This is a genomic window from Janthinobacterium sp. SUN206, from assembly GCF_030587305.1.
In the GTDB taxonomy this organism is placed as follows: Bacteria; Pseudomonadota; Gammaproteobacteria; order Burkholderiales; family Burkholderiaceae_D; genus Janthinobacterium; species Janthinobacterium kumbetense.
Genome location: NZ_JAPWIB010000001.1, coordinates 2,009,860 through 2,023,835 on the forward strand (window position 1 = coordinate 2,009,860; position 13,976 = coordinate 2,023,835).

A 13,976-nucleotide genomic window follows, 5' to 3' on the forward strand; every position below is an offset into this window, starting at 1 on the left:
AGGGTGAGGTCGCAAAGCAGGAGGAACGCCGCCGCGCAGCGAGGCGGAGTCGGCCCATGCTGACAGCAATGCGGCGCGCCTTTGTTGACATATGACAAGTACCAGGCGCCAGCGCGCGGCAGGCGCCGCTGTGCCCTTGACGCTGCGCAAGCAAGCTTGCAGCTGTGAAAATCCGGCCGCCGCCCGGCGCTAGAATGGCTGGCGCGGCTTACTTGCCCAGCACGCGCGGTTGCGGCAATTCCGTGTGGCCGAAGTCCATCATGGTCCAGCGCCCGCCCCAGCGCAGACCCACCGATTCGGCCGTCACGCCATATAAGCGGTAGCCGCGCATGGCCCAGGCATTTTTTTCAGAAATGATGAGCTTTCCTTCATGCATGAATGCGCAATCGGCCGCCAGGCCATACTGGTGATAGCTTTGAAACGCCCTCGCGTTCGTCACGTTCGGGCCGGCCGCCGCCAGCTGGTCCTGGCGCGCGGGACTGCGGTAGCCTTCCAGCAAGACCATGTCGTAGCCATGCACGTCCTTCATGATCTTAAAGACCAGCAGCAAACGCTGCGCGAAATCGTGGTCGAGCAATTGCCAGTTGCGGCTGGCGCCGCCCAGCAGCGGGCGCAGCTGCGTCACTTCCGCCGTGGAAAACAGCAGCGGCGGCAAGGCCGGCGGCGGCACCAGCTGCTCGCCTTTCAGCAAGTCGCTGACCTGGTCATTGATGACGTGTTGCTGGTCGACATAGCCGCGCAGCGCGATGCGGTCGCTGGACAGCCAGGCCAGCAGCGGCGGCACGATGACCAGCACGCTGCCCGCCAGGCTCAGCCAGCGGTGCCGCCACAGCAGTTGCCAGGCGCGCGCCATGCCCGAGCCCGTGTAGCGTTGCACGCGCTGCCACTGCGCGCCGCTGCCGCCCTTCAAGTGCTGCGCGCGCCGCTGCATGCGCCAGCCCAGGTTGACGAGCGTGTGCAGCACGATGGCGCGGCCGCCGGGAAACAGCAGCAGCCAGCAGGCAAAACAGGCGAGCAAGAAATACATCAGGACCAGGGCGACGAACATGGGGCGCTCCGTGACGGGGAATCGGCGGGGCCGGGCAGCGTGCTCGGCGGTATCGCTAGATCGTAGGCGTCCGCGGCCCGCATGAGCGCGGTTTACATCAAGGTCAGTCGAATTTGATCCACTGCGGAGGTGATATTTTGTCTTTACTGAAAACCGGGGATGGCCAGGCGCGCGGTCCCGACCTGCTGGGCAAGGCCGGCGCGGCTGGCGCGCGCATCGAAGGCAAGGGCATCCTGTCGCAGCTCGAACACGGCGTCGCCGCGCCCGCAGCCATGCCGGCCCTGCGCTGGCGCCCCGGCTGGCGGCATGGGGCCGTTGGCGCGCTGTGCCTGGCGGTGCTGATCACGGCCGTGTTCGCCTACGATACGGAGGTCTTGCCGCGGCCCCGGCCGGCGGCGCCCGCCACCGCCATGGCGCCGCCCGCAATGCCGGCGCCAACGGTGCCGCCACAGGCGGCGCAGGCGGCCACCATCGTCAATACGGCGGCACCGCCCTTGCCCGAGGCGGCGGCCGCGAACGCGCCGCGCAAGACGCCGCCGCCCTTGCGCCAGGCGACCGCGCGACCACAAGGAGCGAGGCCGGCTGCCGCGCCCGGCGACAGCGACGTCGCCTTGCTGACGGCGATGGTGGCCCATGCGCACCGGCAAGAAGGCACGGCGGCGCCCGTGCGCGACGTGGTGCTGCGCCGGCAGAAACAGGAACAGGAGCAGGAGCAGGAGCAGGAACAGGAAACGGCGGAACTGTTACGGCGCTGCAAGCAGCTGGGCTTGATCGAAGGCATGCTGTGCCGCTCGCGCATCTGCTCGGGCCGCTGGGACAGCGATCCCGCCTGCCATTGAGGAACTCATGTGTGTCTTGGATGCGTGGCCGCGTCCATGCGGCCTTGCAAAAAGCCTTCCATCAGCGCCAGCAATGCCTGCGGCTGCTCCTGGTGCGGCGTATGGCCGCACTGCTCGACCATGGCGGGCACGGCGTTGAGCGCCTGCGCCACGATCGTGTCGACCTGGGCCGCGCTGCCGTACTGGTCCTCGCTGCCCTGCACCACCAGCGCCGGGCATTCGACGGAAGGCAGCAGGTACTCGATGTTCCAGAACTGGAAACCATAGCTGAGCCAAGTATCCGACCAGGCCTTGAAGATGGTCTCCGTCTTGTCGCCATGGTATTTCGCCAGCGCGCGCAGCTTGCCCGCGCCAAACGCCGCGTCCGCCACGCGGATGCCCTCGAGCGTGATGCCCTCGACAAACACGTGCGCCGCTTCGGTGATGATGCCGCGCAAGCGGGGCGGCTGCTGCGCCGCATAGATCAGGGCGATGCTGCCGCCATCGGAGTGGCCGACGAGAAAATGATCCTGTCCCGGCAGCAGTGCCGCCAGCACTTGCGGCAGCTCGCACAGCGCGTAATCGTGCAAATAATGGAGCTGCCGGCGCGCCGCCAGCGGCGACGACTGGCCATAGCCGTGGCGGTCGTACAGCAAGCCGCGGCACCCCGTCGCCTGGCATAGCTGCGCGGGGAAATCTTTCCACATCGCACAGCAACCGAGTCCCTCGTGCAGGAATACCAGGCAGGGCTTGGCGGGGTCGCCTTCGATCAATTCGTAATAGATATCGGTTTCGGCACTCAGGTTCAGTATCGGCATGGGCTAGGCTCGCAACGGGTTCCGCATCGGCAGGTCGGCTGGGCCTATTGTGCCATTGTCCTGCGCGGCATGCGTGGCGCCCCGTAAAAATAGCCTACGGGAAAAGATCTTGCCGCCTGCCTGCAAGGTGTTTGCGCCAGCACAAGCGAGCGCCGTTTTTCCGGTGGCGCCGCCCCCTTTTTGCCCGCGCGTTTGCCTAGAATAGCTTACTCCCACAGCATGGAGCAGGCGGCTACCTTATCAGCCAGGACGTGACACTGGCCGTCACGGCAACAGATAGGGCGTCTTGCCGCACGACGACAGGCGCGGCGTCCAAACTATCGATCAGGAGTACATCATGGAAATGAAAGTAGAACATCGCACCGGCAGCAACCTGGCACTGGAAGAAACCGAGCTGCCGATGGAACAGGAAGGCCAGAGCGCCAAAGGCGCGGCCGCGCAGGACTTGAACCTGAGCCCCGCCGCCTTCACCACCTACTACACGTGGACGGCCAACGGCGTGCATCCTTCGGTCAACTTCGCCAATGCCAACGTGAAAGCCAATTCGCGCGTCTTCCTCAACATCAGCGAATACGGCGCCACTGCCCAGGACCGTTTCATTGGCGCCGCCCGCATGGCCGTGTACAACATTGCGCCATACAACGGCGGCTTCCGGGCCTGGGTGGAAATCTCGTGGGGCAGCCCGCTCAAGGTGCGTTTCGACGTGTTTGTCGATCCCTGATCCGGGAAACGTTGCGCGCCCCCTGCCAGCAGCGGGCCGGCGTCGCGCACGCCGCTAACACGGCATGGCCAGCGTGAACGGAAAACCGTGCGCGCATGACAAAAGGGCCACGTGTTGCCACGTGGCCCTTTGCTGCTGCTTGTTCTGGCTCCCCGACCTGGACTCGAACCAGGGACCTGCGGATTAACAGTCCGTCGCTCTACCAACTGAGCTATCAGGGAAAGGAGGCCGAATTATATACGTCAAAATTTCCCATGTCCAGTCGTTACGACATGGTTGCTGCATGAGCAGCAAAACAGGTCGCCGGCAGGCCAGCCTCGCCGGATGGCTGCGCCCGTCTGCGCGGCGCTACGCAAGATAGTAGAATAGCCAGGCCTTGCCGATATGGAAGGCGCACAACGGCATGCCGGCAACGGGGCGTCAACCACGCCGCCGCGCGGACATGCGCTTGCAAGCTCACCTTGCCCCTGGCTTACTGCTCTCACCCGACATGACAGAATCAAGCGCAACCCTGGTGGACAAACCCGGCAGCGGCGACAGCTCGGCGGAAATTGCCGAGCATATGGCGGCCGCCATCGTGGCGCGCCAATTGCCGCCCGGTACCCGGCTGCGCGAAGAAGCGCTGTGCCGGCTGTATGGCGTCAGCCGCACCAAGATCCGCGCCGCCCTGCTCATTCTTTCAAAAGATAAATTGATCCGCATGGTGCCCGACAAGGGCGCCTTCGTCAGCCAGCCGACCGAGGCGGAAGCGCGCGACATCTTTGCCGCGCGGCGCGTCATCGAAGCGGCCCTGGCGCGCGAATTCGTCGCGCGGGCCAAGCCTGCCGACTACCGGATGCTGGAGCGCCACCTGAAGACGGAACGCCTGGCGCTGGCGCAAGCGACGCCGCTGCGTTCGCAGCTGCTGGGCGACTTCCACGTCTTGCTGGCCGATATCGCCGGCAACGCCGTCCTGCGCGACATCGTGCGCGAACTGGTGGGCCGCAGCTCGCTCATCACCATGCTGTACCAGTCCGGCCACGCCGCCGCCTGCTCGTACGACGAACACGGCCGCTTTCTCGAGGCGGCGCGCAGCGGCGACGCGGACCTGGCGGCGCGCCTGATGGTCGAGCACCTGTCGCACGTGGAAGCGGCCTTGCGCTTCGACGGCAGCGCCAGCGACGACAGGAAAGACCTGGTGGCCGCGCTGCTGATGTAGGCCCCGTCATCAAAAAAGGCCGCCCCTGCGGATGCACGGGCGGCCTTTTTGCGATTGCCGCTTTTTCGATAGCAGTACCGGACGCGCGGCTCCGGCCCTGCCCTCCCCGCTATTCGCCCAGGTAGATAAACTTGAACAGGAAGATGGCGGCGATGATGTAAGCCACCACGGACACTTGCTTGCCCTTGCCCGTCAACAGTTTCAATACCGCATAGGTGATGAAGCCGAAGGCGACGCCGCTGGCCACGGAATACGTAAATGGCATCATCAAGGCCGTGATGGCGGCAGGAATGCTTTCCGTGCTGTCATCCCAGTCGATGAAAGTCAGTTCGCGCAGCATCAGGCACGCCACGTACAGCAGCGCCGGCGCCGTCGCATACGGCGGCACCGTGTGTGCCAGCGGGGCGAAGAACAGGCTGCCCAGGAACAACAATGCAACGGCCACGGCCGTCAAGCCCGTGCGGCCGCCCGCTTGCACGCCGGCAGCGCTTTCCACGAAGGCCGTGGTGCTCGATGTCCCCAGGCAGGCGCCGGCCGCGATCGCCGTGCTGTCGGCCAGCAAGGCCTTGTTCATGCGTTCCATCTTGCCGTCTTTTAACAAGCCGGCACGGTTGGCCACGCCCATCAGGGTGCCCGTCGCATCGAATAATTCCACCAGGAAAAATACCAGCACCACGTTAACGATGCCGATCGACAACGCGCCCATGATGTCGAGCTTGAACAAGGTCGGCTCGATGGCGGGCGGCGTCGAAACGATGCCGTTGAACTGGTTGCCGCCAAAGAAGAAGCTGGCGACGGTGATGGTGAGGATGCCGATCAGGATGGCGCCCGGCACTTTCAGGCGGTCCAGCGCGACGATGATGAAGAAGCCGAGGATGGCCAAGATGGGTGCCGCCTGGTGCAAGTCGCCCAGGGCGATGATGGTGGCCGGGTTCGACACCACCACGCCGGCGCTTTTCAGGGAAATAATCGCCAGGAACAAGCCGATACCGACGGTGATGGCCGTGCGCAGCGCGGGCGGAATGCTGTTGATGATCATCTCGCGCACCTTGAACAGGCTGACCAGGATGAACAGGCAGCCGGAAATGAAGACGGCGCCCAGCGCCACTTCCCAGCTCATGCCCATGCCCTTGACCACCGTGTACGAGAAATACGCATTCAAGCCCATGCCCGGTGCCAGCGCGATCGGATAGTTCGCGTACAGACCCATGATCAGGGTGCCGATGGCGGCCGCCAGGCAGGTGGCAACAAAAACGGAGTCTTTCGGCATGCCCGCGTCGCCGAGGATGGACGGGTTGACGAAGATGATATAGGCCATCGTCAGGAACGTGGTCAGGCCGGCCAGCAGCTCCGTGCGCACATTGGTGCCGTTGTCCTTCAGTTTGAAATAGCGTTCCAGGAACTGCATGATTAACCCCTTGTTTTGGTAAAACCGGGCGCCTGCGTATGGCCAGTGCGCCTCTTTTTATGACGAAATGACTACTTTCCCGCTGCGCCGGCCGGCTTGAAGGCCCACCAGCGGCTGCCCGCGAAATTCCAGACCAGCCCGATTCCCGTCGCCAGCACCTGCGCCAGCCAGTAATACCAGCCCAGCTGGTGTACCAGCAGCCACATCAGGCCCGTATTGATGCACCAGCCGATGCCCAGCAGGGTGAAATACTTGCTGGCCGCCTCGCCATGGCCCTTGTCGCTCTTGAACGTGAAAAAGTAATTGAGGAGGTAGTTGACGACGGAACCGAGGATGTAGCCGATGCCGGACGCGGCGGCGGCGCTGATGCCGGCCCATTCCACGCCGCCCCACAGCACGCTGTATTGCACGGCCGTGCCGGAAGCGCCGACGGCGGCGAAACGCAAAAATTGGTGATGCAGGGAGTGGGACATTGTCAATTTTCAAATAAGACGAAAACAATTGCCGGGATCGGGCCAGAATAAAAAATGGCTACGATTGCTCGTAACCATTTTTCAGCCTGCATTTTACTGCAAGTTGCGCCCAACGTTCATATTCGCCGCCGTTTCGACACTTATTCCTTGCGCTGGCGGCGCCGGCGCAGCCACACAAACAGCGCGATCAACAACAAGATTCCCACGATGCCGCCCGGCAGCATAAACGGTTGTGCCCGCGCCAGCACGGGTTTCTCGCCGCCGCTGCGCGCCTGCGCCACATACGCGGGCGTGACGGACACATCCGGGTTGCCATACTGCTTCAGCACGTAATTGGCGATAGCGGCGATCTGCTCGTCCGTCAAGGGTTGCACATACGAACGCTGGTCGAAACGGGGCATGAACGCTTCGTGCTCTTCCCCTTCGATCTTGCGCTCGACGCCAAACAAGATGGCCGAGACCAGGTTGGCCGGCGTGCTGCCGCCCGTCGCCGTGTTGTTGAACAGGGCGGGATAGGCCTGGCCCGTGCTGCCGGCGCCGCTGGCCGAATGGCAGCTGGCGCAATAGCCGGAAAACAGGATCGCGCCGCTGTTGAGCGAATGGCGCTCGGTGGAACTGGCCATGCCGCGCAGCAGCGGCTCTTCGCTGGCGGCGCTGCCATGGCTGAAGGCGGCTTGCGTCTGCCCCGGCGCGCGCACGGGCGGCACCGTGCGCAGCCAGGCCACGATGGCGGCCACGTCGTCGTCGCGCAAAAACTGCAGGCTGTTCTGGATGGCTTCGGCCATGCCCCCCGCCGCCTGCCCCTTGCCTTCCACGTGGCCCGTCTTCAGGTAAGCCGTGAGTTCCGCATCCGTCCACGCGCCGATACCGCTGACCTTGTCGGACGTGATGTTCGGCGCATGCCAGGAACCGAGCGACGCGCCCGCCAGGGTCTGGCTGCCGATTTCCGCCATCAGCGCGTTGCGCGGCGTATGGCAGGCGCTGCAGTGCGCCAGGCCTTCGGCCAGGTAGGCGCCGCGGTTGATCTGCGCGCTTTTCGTTGGGTCCGGCACGAAGCGTTTATTGTCCAGGAACAAGGTATTCCAGCCCAGCATGGACAAGCGCACATTGAACGGGAATGGCAAGGCCGTCTGGCGCGCCGGCGCGTCGACGGGTTGAACGGCCTGCATGAAGTAGTAATACAGGTCGCCCACGTCCGCATCCGTCAGCTGCGCATAGCTGGTGTAGGGCATGGCCGGATACAGATGGCTGCCGTCGGCGCGCACGCCTTCCCGCAGCGCGCGCGCAAAGTCGGCTTCCGTGTAGCGGCCGATGCCGCCTTGTTTCGAAGGCGTGATATTCGTCGCGTAAATCGTGCCCAGGGGCGAATCGATGGCGTAGCCGCCCGCGTACGGCTTGCCGCCCGCTGCCGTATGGCAAGCCATGCAGTCGGCGGCGATGGCCAGGTAGCGGCCCCGCTCGAGGCGCGCATCGGGCTTGGCGGCCGCCGGCGCGGCGGGACGGTCCGGCGTCAGGGTGACGGGCGGCGCCGAGGCAGGCACGGCAGCGATGGCGCCGCCGGCCAGCAAGGCCAGGCCGAGAGCGAAGGACAGGCGGCGCATCATGCTGCCTCCCTTGCCAGGGTGCGGGTGATGTCGTCCGCCGCGCGCAAACCGAGCGCGGCCATGCTGAGGGTGGTGTTGACGACGCTGGCCGACGGCATGGCGCCGCCGCCCGGCAGCCACAGGTTGGCGTGATCGTGGGCGCGGCAATTGCCGTCGACCACGGAATCGGCGCGATTGGAACCCATGATGACGCCGCCCATGATGTGGTTATTCGCGTTCAGGCTGTCGGTGATATGGAATTCCACGGCGCCGAACAGCTTGCCGATGTGCTCCAGCTGCGCATGCGCGGCCTTCGCGCCATCGCGCACATAGTCGCCCACGTCATAGTAGATGTCGGGGCAGGCCAGGCCCAGCGGGTCCTTGCGCGTCTTGCTCAAAGTCAAGCGGTTATGCGCTTCCGGCAGCGGCTCCAGGCTGATCGACAGGTCTACGCCGAACGCGGCGCGGCGGCGGATTTCATCGTCGAGGTCCTTGCCCACCAGGCCCAGCTTCAAGGATTGCTGGGTAGCAGGTCCAACGCGGGTGATATTGTTCAAGATCATCTTGTTGGCCGAATACTGCGCGCGGAAGGCGCCGTCGCGCGGCCCCACCAGGCAGCTGCTCTGCGCCGGGCCGCGGCCCGTCCAGATCGGTTCATTGGCGAGGAAGGTACAGTGGAAACCCGAGTGGTCCATCATGTTGCGGCCCACCTGGTCGGAACTGTTGGCGATGCCGTTCGGATTGTTCTGGTTCGCCGCCAGCAGCAGCAAACGGGGCGTTTCAATGCCATTGCAGGCAATCACGAAGGCCTTGCCGGTCGCCATGTGCGACTGTTTCTTCGCGTCATACCAGTGCACGGCCGTCACGCGGTTGTTCTGGTCCGTGTCGATGCGGTAAACGACGGCCTCGGCCAGCACGCCCGCGCCCTTCAGCTCGGCCCGCTCCACGTGGTGGATGCCGTTGTACATGGCGCCGATGGGGCAGATCGGCTGGCAATTGTTATTGCCGCAACAAGTCGGGCGTCCCTGCCATGGGCGCGTCGAGCGGCCTTGCGGAATCGGCACGGAACGGTAGCCGTGCGGGTTGACCACTTCGGCGAAGCGCTTGTCGCCATAGCCCCAGGGCACCATGTCCATCGGATACGGCGCGCTGCGCTCGCTGGGCGACTGCAGCGCGGGATCGTTGGGGCCGGCCACGCCCATTTCCTGCTCGGCGCGGCAATAGTACGGTTCCAGCTCATCGTAGGAGATGGCCCAGTCGCGCCCTACCCCGTAATCGCTTTTCATGCGCATGTCGGACGGCAAATGGCGCCAGCACGACGCGGCCCAGTGCCAGGTCGTGCCGCCCACCGTGCGCAGATAGCCCTGCTGGAAACTGCTGCCGCTGGGGCCGGACAATTCCACATAGTTGTTTTTTGGAAAATACAGCGGCGCGGGCGCGTTGTCCGCCTGCGGATACAGGCCCTGGAAATCGGAACCGACGCGGTTCTCGAACGGCATGTTGCGCCAGTTTTCCACGGCTTGGCCCCGCTCGATGCGCAAGCCCGCTTCCAGCATGATCACGGAGTGACCCTGTGCGGCCAGCTGGTCGGCCATCATGGCGCCGACGACGCCGGTTCCGACGATGACGACATCGGCGACGACGTCGCCATTACTCTTGAATTGGGGTGATTTCATTTTGCTTGCTTGCCTTTGGTTTCGGGAGTGCCGGTGGTGGCCGGGGCCGGTACGGGTTTTGGCGCCACGGGCGCGGACACGCCCACGGCGGGCGGCGCCTTCAGCCACCACAGGGGGCCGTAATTGCAGTAGGTCGGCACGACCTGGCCATCGGCCACCGTGCGGTACATCAACGCTTCCGCATACGCGACGACGATGGACTTCGTGCCCTGCGCGGGATGGCCGGCGACAGTGCCCGTGTACCAGGCGGCAACGATGGCCAGCGCCAGCTCGCGCAGGCTGGCGTCCGCGGCGCTGGCGGCCGCCAGCAGGGCCTTGGCTTCCTGGCCCGTGACGAGCAGCGCGCCCAGCTGCGGCAAGCGGTCGGCGAAGCCGGGCACGTTGGTGCGCATGGCTTGCTCGATGCGCGCCGCCGTCGCGGCGGACAGGTCGCGGTGACCCGTGATCGTTTGCGACAAGGTGTAGAACAGCATGGTGGCGGGCGCCAAGCCGGGCGCCGGAGCGCTGGCCGGCGCCGACATGGCGGCGGACAGGGGATTGCTCCAGAAACCGGCCTGCGCCAGCAGCGCGGCCAGGCCGATCAGGGCGTGGCGGCGGCTGACGCGAGGAAGGGATGAAACGGATGTTGCAGATGGTTCAGTGCCTGGATGGTTCATGAGACTCCCGCAAGACTTGTTATTTTATTGACTTCGATGATTGCGCTACATTGCATTTGCGCATAGATGGAACCGGTTCCATATTATCCTACAGAAGTAAATAGTCTGCCAATGTAGTACTACTACTGAGACACTGCCCTGGGCAATTCCGGTATGGATTCAGGCATTCTGCGCAGGCAAAACGCCAGTCCCGGCTGACTGCCCAGGCGGTAATGGAAGTCGAGCACGCTGCCGCCGGCCAGGCTGGGCTTGCCGGGCAAGGCCAGGGGCAGGTTCAGGCTGCACTCATGGTCGCCCAGGACGATGTCGCCATGCACGCGGATGCGCGTCAGCAATCGCGGCGCCTGTTCCAGTACCTCGGGCAGGCGGATGCTGGCGGCCGGCAAGCTGTCGCCCCCTTCATCCTGCCAGGCGCGCAAGGCGTCCGCATCGAGGGTGAACACGCGACCCCAGTCGGTGCACGGCGCATCCGGCGCGCGCCGGTCCAGGCCCAGGTGCACGGTGACGGCCGCCGGCAGCAGCGTCGCCGCGGGCGCTTGCGCGTGCAGATTGCGCAGGATGGCCACCTGCGGCTCCTTGCCCAGCGCCGTATTCATGGTTTCGCTGACGATCACGTCCGGCATGGCGCCGGCAGGAATGCGGCAGGCGGCCGCGTCGGCGCACAGGTACTCGGCGACGTGGCTGTCCAGGCCCAGGACTGCGATCAGGTCGCGCGCATACGCCAGGGTCTCGGCATGCACGTCGAGGATGGAAAACTGCACCAACTGCGCATCCAGCACGGCCATCACCGGCAAGGCCAGCAGGGCGAACGGGCCGCAACCCGCATACAGCACCCGCACGGGCTGCCCGCCGCTCACGTCCAGGCGCTCGCGCACGGCCAGCGCCAGGCCCTGGATGAAAGCGGCGCTTCGGTACGGCTCGCGCGCGCACAGTCCCGCCTGCACGGGCGAGATGGCCCAGCCGCTGGGCAGAAAACTCTCGCCATCGCGCAAGCCGTCCTGCCGGTCCATGGACAGGCGCGAATGGCGCTCGACGAGCTGGCGCAGCTGCACCGTTTCACCGACCAGGCTGGCCAGGGAGCGCTGCGGATCGCACAGCGCGGCCGCAATGGCGGCCAGTTCCGCGCGCGCCGGATTCACGCGCGACTCCACGGGCGAGGCGGGATAAAGACAGAATGCATGGCGGCCTCCTTGAAATGATTGCAAGTACGCGGAAAAATTGGCAGCATAGCAAATAAATACATGCCTGCTCATTTGCCGCCATCGCAACCACCTACCGGAGCACCGATGCACGCCTTGCCGCTTTCCGCCCTCGCCAGCCTGCCCGCCCCCTACCAGTTGCGCGTCCAGCGCGATGACGACGAAGGCTTTGCCGCCGCGCTGTACGGCTCCACGCGCGACGACCTGCGCCAGATGCCGGCCGCGCCCGCCGTCATCGAACAGCTGATCGCCATGCAGCAGCGCATGCAAAGCCACGGCTATCGCCAGACGTATCCGCACGCCGTGTACCTGGTGCTGCAGCACGGCGACACGCCCATCGGCCGCCTGATCCTGGAGCGCCGGAATCAGGTGCTGCACCTGGTCGACATCGCCATCCTGCCCGCCGCGCAAGGCCAGGGCGCCGGCAGCGCCGTGCTGCGCGGCCTGCAGGCGCAAGCCGCTGCGGAGCAATGGCAGATCCACCTTGCCGTCAACAAGGGCAACGCCGCCGCGCGCGCACTGTACCAGCGGCTGGGCTTTCGCCTGCGCGGGGAAAACGAGGTGCAGGAGCAACTGGAATGGAGCGCGCCATAGTGCCGGCGCCGAATCCGCCCAGCACCTGGCTGCAACTGCCGCTGCGCTTCGACGTGGCGCGCATGCAGGGCGACAGCGACCAGTTCGCCGCCGGCGAGTGGATCAGCCATTTCAACACGGGCGCCTACGACACGGGCTGGAGCTGCATACCGCTGCGCTCGCCAGGCGGAGCAGCCGGCGATATCATGCCCGTCAACGGCCCCGCCTATGCCGCCACGCCGCAACTGGCGCGCTGCCCCTGCCTGCGCGAGGTGCTTGCCAGCTTCGCATGCGAGCTTCACGCCGCGCGCCTGATGGCGCTGGCGCCGGGCACCCTCATCCGCGAGCACCGCGACGCCGGCATGTCGCTGGCCGATGGCCTCGTCCGCATCCATATCCCCATCCACACCTCGCCGCAGGTGCTGTTTACCATCGATGGTGAGACCGTCCACTTCACGGCCGGGCACGCCTGGTACATGGATGCCAGCTGCCTGCACGCGGTGCACAACCGGGGCGCGACGCCGCGCATCCACCTCGTGCTCGACTGCATCAGCAATGCCTGGCTCGAAGCGCTGTTCGCCTCGGCCGGCTTCGTGCCGAAAGCGCCCCACAGGTATGGCGACCCCAGCATCAACGATGGCAATGTGCGGGCCGTCATCGCCCAGTTGCGGCTATCGCCCTCGCCCGCCAGCCTGGCGCTGGCCAGCGCGCTGGCCGCCCTGGCCGACGGGAACGCGCCGTGAGCGCCACGCCGGGCCTGGCCCAGCAGGAACGCTTGCTGGCCAGGGGCGAGACGGTAACGTGGCACGAGGGCATGGACCTGCGCGGCTGGTATCCGCTGTACGTGGAGCGGGGCGAAACATGGGCGGACGCCGCCATGTGCTGGCGCGAGCTGGGAAAAACACCCTTCAGCGACGCCTTCTTTGTCAATACCCTGGCGCGCCAGCCGCACGGGGAGCGCCGCGTCTGCCGCACGCCGCTGGCGGCGCTGGCGACGCTCGGCGATGGCCTGGCGCCCGACGCCTTCATCTTCCACGTCTCGCGCTGCGGCTCGACCCTGCTGAGCCAGCTGTTGGCGTCCTTGCCGCAATGCATAGTGATGTCCGAGCCGCCCGTCATCGACTCGCTGCTGCGCCTGCATCATGACAGCAGCGACCCGGCCGCCGGCATCGCCCTGCTGCGCCAGGCCATCCTGGCCCTGGGCCAGCGCCGTTCCGGCGCACAGACGCACTTCTTCATCAAGTTCGACTGCTGGCACATCCACAGCCTGGACTTGCTGCGGCAAGCGTTTCCCGGCACGCCCTGCCTGTTCGTCTACCGCGAACCGCTGGCCGTGCTGGCCTCGCACCGGCGCCAGCGCGGCCCGCAGATGGTGCCCGGCATGCTGCACCCGGCACAGCTGCCGCTGCCCGCGCACCAGCTGGCGCCGGGCGATCTCGATGGCTATACGGGCCTCGTGCTGGCCAGCCTGTTCAACGCCGCCCGGTCCCACGCGGCGGCAGGCCAGTTGCAATTAATTAACTATAAGCAATTGCCCGACATCCTTTTCAGCGATGTATTGCCCCGCTTCGGCATCGCCCCTACAGCGGCGCAGTTGCAAGCGATGCGCGCGCAAGGCGGCGTGCATGCGAAGTACGGCACGGCTTACCACGGCGATCCGCCCGCGCCCGCGGCAAGCGGCCTGGCCGCCATCGCCGCGCAATTGCAAGCCGCTTATCTGGCGCTGGAAGCGTTGCGGCTGCATGCCGGGCAAGGTCAATGATTTTCATAAACCCAACTTTTTAACGAGGAGACATCCCGACGTA

The 13,976-nt window shown here is 65.7% G+C and carries 14 protein-coding genes and 1 tRNA gene; 6 read left to right on the forward strand and 9 right to left on the reverse strand.

Annotation, left to right across the window (positions count from 1 at the left end):
• Nucleotides 1–208: 208 nt before the first annotated feature.
• Nucleotides 209–1,048, reverse strand: a complete 840-nt coding sequence (locus O3300_RS09080) for a M15 family metallopeptidase (RefSeq protein ID WP_305052752.1) — start codon at nt 1,046–1,048, stop codon at nt 209–211.
• Between the two features lie 137 nt (nt 1,049–1,185).
• Between O3300_RS09080 and O3300_RS09085 the strand changes: the two genes are divergently transcribed.
• Entirely contained in the window at nt 1,186–1,887 is a 702-nt protein-coding gene (locus O3300_RS09085) for a hypothetical protein (protein WP_305052753.1), read from the forward strand.
• Nucleotides 1,888–1,892: 5 nt separating this feature from the next.
• Here the strand turns inward: O3300_RS09085 and O3300_RS09090 are convergent, their stop codons facing one another.
• Nucleotides 1,893–2,684 carry an alpha/beta fold hydrolase gene (locus O3300_RS09090; RefSeq protein WP_099667114.1) on the reverse strand — a complete coding sequence of 264 codons (792 nt, stop codon included), beginning with the start codon at nt 2,682–2,684 and terminating at the stop codon, nt 1,893–1,895.
• 337 nt (nt 2,685–3,021) lie between these two features.
• Between O3300_RS09090 and O3300_RS09095 the strand changes: the two genes are divergently transcribed.
• Nucleotides 3,022–3,405, forward strand: a complete 384-nt coding sequence (locus O3300_RS09095; RefSeq protein ID WP_251351372.1) for a hypothetical protein — start codon at nt 3,022–3,024, stop codon at nt 3,403–3,405.
• 145 nt (nt 3,406–3,550) lie between these two features.
• Here O3300_RS09095 and O3300_RS09100 read toward each other — a convergent pair.
• A tRNA-Asn gene (locus O3300_RS09100) sits at nt 3,551–3,626 on the reverse strand.
• 269 nt (nt 3,627–3,895) lie between these two features.
• On the opposite strand from O3300_RS09100, the gene O3300_RS09105 reads away from it, so the two are divergent.
• Nucleotides 3,896–4,603: a GntR family transcriptional regulator gene (locus tag O3300_RS09105; RefSeq protein WP_305052754.1), complete on the forward strand. Its 708-nt coding sequence runs from the start codon at nt 3,896–3,898 to the stop codon at nt 4,601–4,603.
• 109 nt (nt 4,604–4,712) lie between these two features.
• Here O3300_RS09105 and O3300_RS09110 read toward each other — a convergent pair whose 3' ends face one another.
• The 6 genes from O3300_RS09110 to O3300_RS09135 form a co-directional block, all read right to left on the reverse strand.
• Entirely contained in the window at nt 4,713–6,011 is a 1,299-nt protein-coding gene (locus O3300_RS09110) for an NCS2 family permease (RefSeq protein WP_092606241.1), read from the reverse strand.
• Between the two features lie 71 nt (nt 6,012–6,082).
• Nucleotides 6,083–6,484 carry a GtrA family protein gene (locus tag O3300_RS09115; protein ID WP_034788967.1) on the reverse strand — a complete coding sequence of 134 codons (402 nt, stop codon included), beginning with the start codon at nt 6,482–6,484 and terminating at the stop codon, nt 6,083–6,085.
• Between the two features lie 140 nt (nt 6,485–6,624).
• Nucleotides 6,625–8,088: a cytochrome c gene (locus O3300_RS09120; RefSeq protein ID WP_289898490.1), complete on the reverse strand. Its 1,464-nt coding sequence runs from the start codon at nt 8,086–8,088 to the stop codon at nt 6,625–6,627.
• A complete protein-coding gene (locus O3300_RS09125) occupies nt 8,085–9,743 on the reverse strand; it encodes a GMC family oxidoreductase (protein ID WP_251351369.1) in 1,659 nt (552 codons plus the stop codon). Before O3300_RS09125 ends, O3300_RS09120 begins: the two co-directional genes overlap by 4 nt.
• Nucleotides 9,740–10,399, reverse strand: a complete 660-nt coding sequence (locus tag O3300_RS09130) for a sugar dehydrogenase complex small subunit (RefSeq protein WP_305052755.1) — start codon at nt 10,397–10,399, stop codon at nt 9,740–9,742. Before O3300_RS09130 ends, O3300_RS09125 begins: the two co-directional genes overlap by 4 nt.
• Nucleotides 10,400–10,521: 122 nt before the next feature.
• Entirely contained in the window at nt 10,522–11,538 is a 1,017-nt protein-coding gene (locus tag O3300_RS09135) for a hypothetical protein (protein ID WP_305052756.1), read from the reverse strand.
• Between the two features lie 147 nt (nt 11,539–11,685).
• On the opposite strand from O3300_RS09135, the gene O3300_RS09140 reads away from it, so the two are divergent.
• Genes O3300_RS09140 through O3300_RS09150 form a run of 3 tightly spaced genes read left to right on the forward strand, consistent with a single transcriptional unit; the run spans nt 11,686 to nt 13,933 of the window.
• Complete coding sequence (locus O3300_RS09140; RefSeq protein WP_289910851.1) at nt 11,686–12,192, forward strand: N-acetyltransferase; 507 nt, start codon at nt 11,686–11,688, stop codon at nt 12,190–12,192.
• Nucleotides 12,177–12,914, forward strand: a complete 738-nt coding sequence (locus tag O3300_RS09145; protein ID WP_305052757.1) for an aspartyl/asparaginyl beta-hydroxylase domain-containing protein — start codon at nt 12,177–12,179, stop codon at nt 12,912–12,914. Before O3300_RS09140 ends, O3300_RS09145 begins: the two co-directional genes overlap by 16 nt.
• Nucleotides 12,911–13,933, forward strand: coding sequence for a sulfotransferase (locus tag O3300_RS09150; protein ID WP_305052758.1), 1,023 nt, complete (start codon nt 12,911–12,913; stop codon nt 13,931–13,933). Before O3300_RS09145 ends, O3300_RS09150 begins: the two co-directional genes overlap by 4 nt.
• Nucleotides 13,934–13,976: the final 43 nt, after the last annotated feature.